Consider the following 6,324-nt stretch of genomic DNA (forward strand, 5'->3'; position numbering starts at 1 on the left):
GCTGCTGCATACCACGGAGCACATGTTTCAGCAGTTACTGGAAACGGACACACCGGAACCGCTTCGTTCATGGCTCAACGTTACTGCCTTTTCATTCTGGGATTATCATTATACGCTGAAAGAAAAAGCGCCTCCCAGGCCAAAGCACCTGGGAGAGCAGTTTACCGATAATATCATGCTGAATACCATCATCCCTGTACTTTTCGCATATGGATGCTGGAAAGGGGAACAACAATATAAAGACCGGGCCATTCAATGGCTGCAGCATTTACCCGCAGAGCAGAACGCTGTGCTCAATAAATTCAGACTGATGGGCGCAACAACAGTTTCTGCATTCGAAAGCCAGGCCTTGCTGGAACTGAAAACACAGTACTGCGACCGTAAACGATGCCTGGATTGCGCGATAGGCAATAGCCTGATCAGCCTGCAATGGCCGTCCAGTTGAACTGAACCTTTACTTCGATCTCGGGATTGATACTGTAGATAACGGGGCAGGTATGCGCAGCTCTTTCGAGGATAGTCCTTTGTTTTTCATCGAGTTGCTGCAGCGAATCCGGGAAATGAAATGTTAAATTTATGCCTCCGATCCTGCGTGGATCCTGCTTCATGATCTTCTGGGTTTCGATACGGGTGCCAGCCAGGTCAACTTCCATATCACGTGCCTTGATGCCCATGATGGTCATCATGCAGGCTCCCAGTGCTGTTGCCACCAGGTCAGTAGGAGAGAACCTTTCACCTTTACCCTGGTTGTCCACCGGGGCGTCCGTCTGAATCTGATTGCCTGACTGCAGGTGCGTACAAACCGTTCTTAGATTTCCTTCGTAAACTACTTCAGAGGTCATTGTGTGGAATTTTGCCTTAAATTTACGTTGAATAATTAAATCATTGCCGGTGAAGAAAATAGTTTTGCTCCTTTTGACAGGTACCATGTCATACGCTGCTCTGGCTCAGTTGAATCCCAAACAGAAATCGCCCACTGCTAAGGACGAGAAGAGGAATGCCCGCCGGGAACGTATCAATGCCCTGATCAAGCAGGAAGAGGAGGGAGAGATCATATTTTCAAAACAAAGCATATTTGGCATCAAGCTGGCTTCTGACGGCTACGGACTTTCCTACGAGATCGGCCGTTTCCACAGTCCGCGCGTAGCAATGATCTACCAGGTAGAGCTGAATGAAAAGAAGACCCGCACGGAAAAGCGTTTTCCGATTGCCAACGGGGGATTCAGCACCAATTCCGTGGTGTTCGGCAAAACAAATAATTTCTACCAGCTCAAATTCGGAATTGGCCAGCAACGCATTATCGGCGGTAAAGGCAATAAGAACGGGGTGGCCGTTATGGCCGTATATGCCGGGGGCATCAGCGCCGGCCTGCAGAAACCCTATATGATCAATGTAAGAAGGAGCGGAGAAGACTTCAGGTTCAAATCAACTTATCCCACTATCATTGACAGTGGCTTTATAGAAACAGGTGCGGCTGGTCCGTTTACAGGCTGGGGCGACGTGAAAGTGCGCCCGGGCGCCCATGCCAAACTGGCCCTGCGGTTCGACTGGGGACGTTTCAACGAGACCGTTTCCGCCGTGGAAGCCGGTATCAATGCTGAATTCTACTCTTCCAAAGTGGAGCAGCTGATGCGCACCCCCCCAAAGCAATTTTTCTTCAATGCATATGTAAGCCTTCTGCTGGGTAAGCGAAAATGATGAAAGTGATGTACTTTTACGCCCGGTAAACTTTCAGACCAACCGTTTGTTAGTATTACCCGGACCATTTTCACCCGAAAACGAACGTATGCAGGAATTACCGATCATTAATAAGGTTGCAGAGAGCGAATCGAAGATCAAGAAGCCAAACTGGCTTCGCGTGAAACTGCCAACAGGCGAGAACTACAAGCATGTACGCGGACTGGTTGACAATCATAAATTACATACCATCTGCGAGAGCGGCAACTGTCCGAATATGGGCGAATGCTGGGGCGATGGTACCGCCACTTTCATGATCCTCGGCAATGTGTGCACCCGCAGCTGCGGATTCTGCGCAGTAGCCACCGGCCGCCCAGAGCCAGTTGACTGGGATGAACCCCAGCGCGTGGCCGAAGCCATCCACCTCATGAAAGTGAAGCACGCGGTTATCACCTCTGTTGACCGTGATGAACTGAAAGACCAGGGTAGCATCATCTGGCATAATACCATCAAAGCAGTTAAAGTTCTTAATCCCGATACCACGCTGGAAACACTGATCCCCGATTTCAAAGGGAAAAGCGAAGATATCCAGCGAGTGATAGAAGCCGCTCCGGAAGTGGTTTCCCACAATATCGAAACAGTGGAAAGGCTCACCCGCCAGGTGCGTATCCAGGCAAAATACTGGAGAAGCATGGATACCCTCAAGATCCTTAAGGCAGGCGGCATGCGCACTAAAAGCGGTATCATGCTCGGCCTCGGTGAAACCAAGGAAGAAGTAGTGCAGACACTGAAAGACCTCCGCAACAGCGGTGTGGATGTGATCACCATGGGACAATATCTGCAGCCAACCCGCAAGCACCTGCCCGTTCAGCGCTTCGTTCACCCTGATGAGTTTGCTGAATTGCGCGAGATCGGCTACGAGCTTGGTTTCGATTACGTGGAAAGTGGTCCGCTGGTCCGCTCTTCTTACCATAGCGACAAGCACGTGCTGCCAGGTTATGGAAGAGGTGTATGGCAGGCTGAAAAAGCAGCTTTCGTATCTTAAAATATAGAAACCTTGAAAAGATTTTTCGTGCTGGGGAGCATTCTGTTTGTACTGAATGTTCCCTTTTCTTTTGCCCAGCTGAACTGGCAAAGAGCCGACTCCTTATTCAGCCCCCTGCCATCTGGCATCAAAGTCTTCCTTTCCAAAGACTCCCTTAACGGGCATCCGTTTGTGGGATACTTCATAGAAGCGGACCTGAAGGACAAAAAGCTTGAATTCACGGCGGAGACCGGTCATGGTAAAAGACTCACACCCTCACAGTATCACGCAAACGAAAATCAGCCATATGTAGTGGTGAATACCACTTTCTTTTCTTTCAATACCAATCAGAACCTCAACCTGGTGATGAAAGACGGCGTGCTGGTGGCATACAACACCCCTTCGCTCAGGCAGAGCAAAACGGTGGATTCATTTTATTATCCCACTTACGGCTCCATCGGTATCAACAATCGCCGAAAAGCAGATGTAGCCTGGGTTTTCACGGACACATCGCGACGCTGGCCATATGCTTTCCAGGAGCGCCCCATTATTGCCAAAGGCATCACTCCGGATCCTTCCATCGATGATCTCAAAACACTCGACAGATGGAAATGGTGGCGCATGCGCACAGCAGTAGGAGGCGGGCCCGTATTGCTGAAAGACCACGAAATCTTTATTCCGAATAAAGAAGAACAGAAATTCGTGAATGGAGAAAACGACCGTCACCCGAGAACAGCCATGGGTTATACGGCCAATGACAAACTCATCATACTCGTAATACAGGGAAGAACCCCAGGAGTGGCTGATGGAACCACTTTAAAAGAAACAGCCCGCATCCTGCAGGAACTCGGGTGTGTGGAAGGATTGAACCTGGATGGTGGCGGCAGCAGCTGTATGCTGGTAAATGGAAAAGAAACGATACAGCCTTCAGATAAAACCGGACAACGGCCCGTGCCTGCTGTGTTCCTTATCAAAAAAAGGAAATGAAGCTTACAGCTTCATTTCCCAGACCAGTGCACTCGCGCCGAGGATCGCAGCATCTGCTTCCTTCAGCTCCGAGAATATTAATTTTACTTTATCGCGGAAGATCGGTAACAGGTTCTTCTCCATATGCTCACGCGTAGGATTGAGGATCAGGTCGCCCGCCTTGGTCATACCACCAAACAGGATGATCGCTTCCGGAGAAGAGAACATCACAAAGTTGGCGAGGGCCAGTCCCAGTACCTTTCCGGTGAAAGCATATACTTCGCTTGCCAGCTTATCTCCCTGCATGGCGCAATCATACACCACTTTTGAATCGATGGCTTCCTTTGCGAAATTGCGGAGCAGACTTGGAACGGCAGGGTCCCTGTCGAGGAACTCGATGGCCGTCAAAGCCACGCCCGTAGCGGACGCGTAAGCTTCCAGCGAGCCATGCAGACCGGTTCCCTTATGCAGTCTGCCTTCAGGGATGATGGTAACGTGACCGAGCTCTCCGGCAAATCCATCATGACCGTAGATCAGCTGACCATTGGCCACGATACCACTACCCACACCCGTGCCGAGCGTGATCATGATAAAATCCTTCATACCACGTGCAACGCCATACATCATTTCTCCCACTGCAGCCGCGTTGGCGTCATTGGTGAGTGAGCAGGGAGTCTGAAAACGGGCTGTCATCAGATCGCGGAGAGGCACAACGCCTCTCCACGGTAAATTAGGTGCGTACTCGATGGTACCATTATAATAATTACCATTCGGCGCGCCCACGCCAATGCCTCGGATGGAATCCATTCCACCTACCTGGTCGATAGCGGGCTGCAGCGCGTGGTACAATTCTTCTATGAAATCGTCCGGATTGTTGTGTTTCCTGGTAGAAATAGCGCCACGATATGAGATATCACCACGATGATCTACAATTCCAAACACGGTGTTGGTACCACCGATATCGATACCTATCGCATAATCCTGACGTTGACTTACCATATCCTTTACCTCGTTTGTTAAGTGTGTGTGCATGTTGTTACAGAGAACATTCGGTTTAGAGATCACTTGTGTCACAGAACTAGTGGCTGGCAGCAACCTGCGCGTCCACATCAAGTCCCTGTTTTTTCAGCACTGATTTTGTTTTCAGTGTATGCCATGCAATATAAGCGAAACAAAGTAATGGAACTACATAAGAGAAGTGAGTATACGTTGTTCCCATGATAGTTGCACCGTTTGCCACCTTATCGATATCGATGATTGCACCCTGTGCCGGCGGAATGATAGCGCCACCCAGGATCATCATGATGAGGAAGGCAGAACCCTGGCTTGTGTACTTGCCCAGACCGCTCACGGCCAGTGCAAAGATACAGGGCCACATTACAGAACAGCAAAGACCGGTGGCAATGATGGCGAAGTTGGCCACCATGCCCGTATTCAACAAGGCAATAACCATGGCGATGGAACCAAGTACCGCTACGGAAAGCAGGAGTTTTACAGGCCTTTCATTGGCAAACAGGAACGCACCCACCGCAATTGCGATACAGATGGGGTACATCAGGAAATCGTCAACCTTGTTGCCCTTGATGAGATTCACCAGCAATATCACGCCGAAAGCCAGGAAAGGAACGATGATGCCCAGCACTTTCTTTGTTTTGGGAGGAAGATTGAACACGCTTACAGCGCCCGTCCAGCGGCCGATCATCAGACTACCCCAGTAGAGTGAGATCAGGTGGGAGATATGTGCTTCATCGTACCCGCCGAACTCCTGCAGTTTGAGGAGGGCACCAAAATTGTTATCGATAGTAACTTCCACACCCACGTAGATGAAAATGGCGATCATGCCCAGTACCAGTTGCGGATAGGCCATGGCACCCCATCCGGATTTGTTCTTCGCGGCCATTGCCATACTGCCGAAGAGCACCAGGAGGATAAGAGCCAGAGAAGTTACGATGGTTGTGGATTTGGAAATACCAGCCTGAGCTTTGATAAGGTCAGCAAACAATACAGGCAGGAAGAGCACACTGATGATTACCAGGGCCACCATAGCCTTGGGACTTGTTTCAAGCTTTTCGCTGGAAGTGGTCTTGGGAAGTTTGGCAACTGCAAATACGATGGATGCCACTATGAACAGGCCAGCCAGGAAGAAATACATGGTCTGGATATTGGAGATGTTCGCAGGGGCACTTTCTCCTTCTCTCACAGTACCGAAGAGGAGGAAGCTAACCACCAGTGGTCCGAGCAGGGTACCGAAAGAGTTAACGCCACCAGCCATGTTCAGACGGTGAGCGCCGGTTTCTTCGGGTCCTAATGCAATGGCGAAAGGCTGCGCAGCAGTCTGCTGAAGCGAGAAGCCAAGTGCTATGATAAAGAAGGCAACCAGTACGGCAGCAAAAGTGGGAGCGTCCGACCCACTGATAACAGCCAGCGCTATTGCGCCTACTACCGAGATCAGTAAACCGTAAATGATGCCTTTTTTGTATCCTATCTTGTTCAGTATGTCCACACCCGTTACGGTGGAAACGATGAAGAGGATCAATGAACCATAAAAGTACGCGCCGTAAAAGGCAGAACCTATGAGCTGAGACTGGATCTGGTCCAGGTGAAAGAACTCTTTACAGAAAGGGATAAAGATACTGTTGGAAGCAGCAACGAATCCC

The 6,324-nt window shown here is 50.0% G+C and carries 7 protein-coding genes; 4 read left to right on the top strand and 3 right to left on the bottom strand.

Annotated features, from left to right (window positions below; all coding sequences use genetic code 11):
* On the top strand, window positions 1-445 hold a 445-nt coding region (locus tag ACTHMC_RS29365), incomplete at its 5' end, for a DUF2851 family protein (RefSeq protein WP_440418648.1).
* Here the strand turns inward: ACTHMC_RS29365 and ACTHMC_RS29370 are convergent.
* Window positions 420-842: an OsmC family protein gene (locus tag ACTHMC_RS29370; protein WP_440418649.1), complete on the bottom strand. Its 423-nt coding sequence runs from the start codon at window positions 840-842 to the stop codon at window positions 420-422. The two genes, ACTHMC_RS29365 and ACTHMC_RS29370, sit on opposite strands and share 26 nt — an antisense overlap.
* A gap of 49 nt (window positions 843-891) precedes the next feature.
* On the opposite strand from ACTHMC_RS29370, the gene ACTHMC_RS29375 reads away from it, so the two are divergent.
* The 3 genes from ACTHMC_RS29375 (at window position 892) to ACTHMC_RS29385 (ending at window position 3,688) form a co-directional block, all read left to right on the top strand.
* On the top strand, window positions 892-1,698 hold the full coding sequence (locus ACTHMC_RS29375; RefSeq protein ID WP_440418650.1) for a hypothetical protein: 807 nt from the start codon (window positions 892-894) through the stop codon (window positions 1,696-1,698).
* 88 nt (window positions 1,699-1,786) lie between these two features.
* Window positions 1,787-2,722 carry a lipoyl synthase gene (gene lipA / locus ACTHMC_RS29380; RefSeq protein ID WP_440418651.1) on the top strand — a complete coding sequence of 312 codons (936 nt, stop codon included), beginning with the start codon at window positions 1,787-1,789 and terminating at the stop codon, window positions 2,720-2,722.
* Between the two features lie 12 nt (window positions 2,723-2,734).
* Complete coding sequence (locus ACTHMC_RS29385; protein WP_440418652.1) at window positions 2,735-3,688, top strand: phosphodiester glycosidase family protein; 954 nt, start codon at window positions 2,735-2,737, stop codon at window positions 3,686-3,688.
* Between the two features lie 3 nt (window positions 3,689-3,691).
* Here ACTHMC_RS29385 and ACTHMC_RS29390 read toward each other — a convergent pair whose 3' ends face one another.
* Together ACTHMC_RS29390 and ACTHMC_RS29395 are read right to left on the bottom strand one after the other, a co-directional pair.
* A complete protein-coding gene (locus tag ACTHMC_RS29390; protein ID WP_440418653.1) occupies window positions 3,692-4,666 on the bottom strand; it encodes an ROK family protein in 975 nt (324 codons plus the stop codon).
* Between the two features lie 79 nt (window positions 4,667-4,745).
* Window positions 4,746-6,324 (bottom strand): MFS transporter (locus ACTHMC_RS29395; RefSeq protein ID WP_440418654.1); only part of this gene is annotated, 1,579 nt, incomplete at its 5' end.

The sequence above is a fragment of the Pseudobacter sp. genome (assembly GCF_051955275.1).
Lineage (GTDB): Bacteria > Bacteroidota > Bacteroidia > Chitinophagales > Chitinophagaceae > Pseudobacter.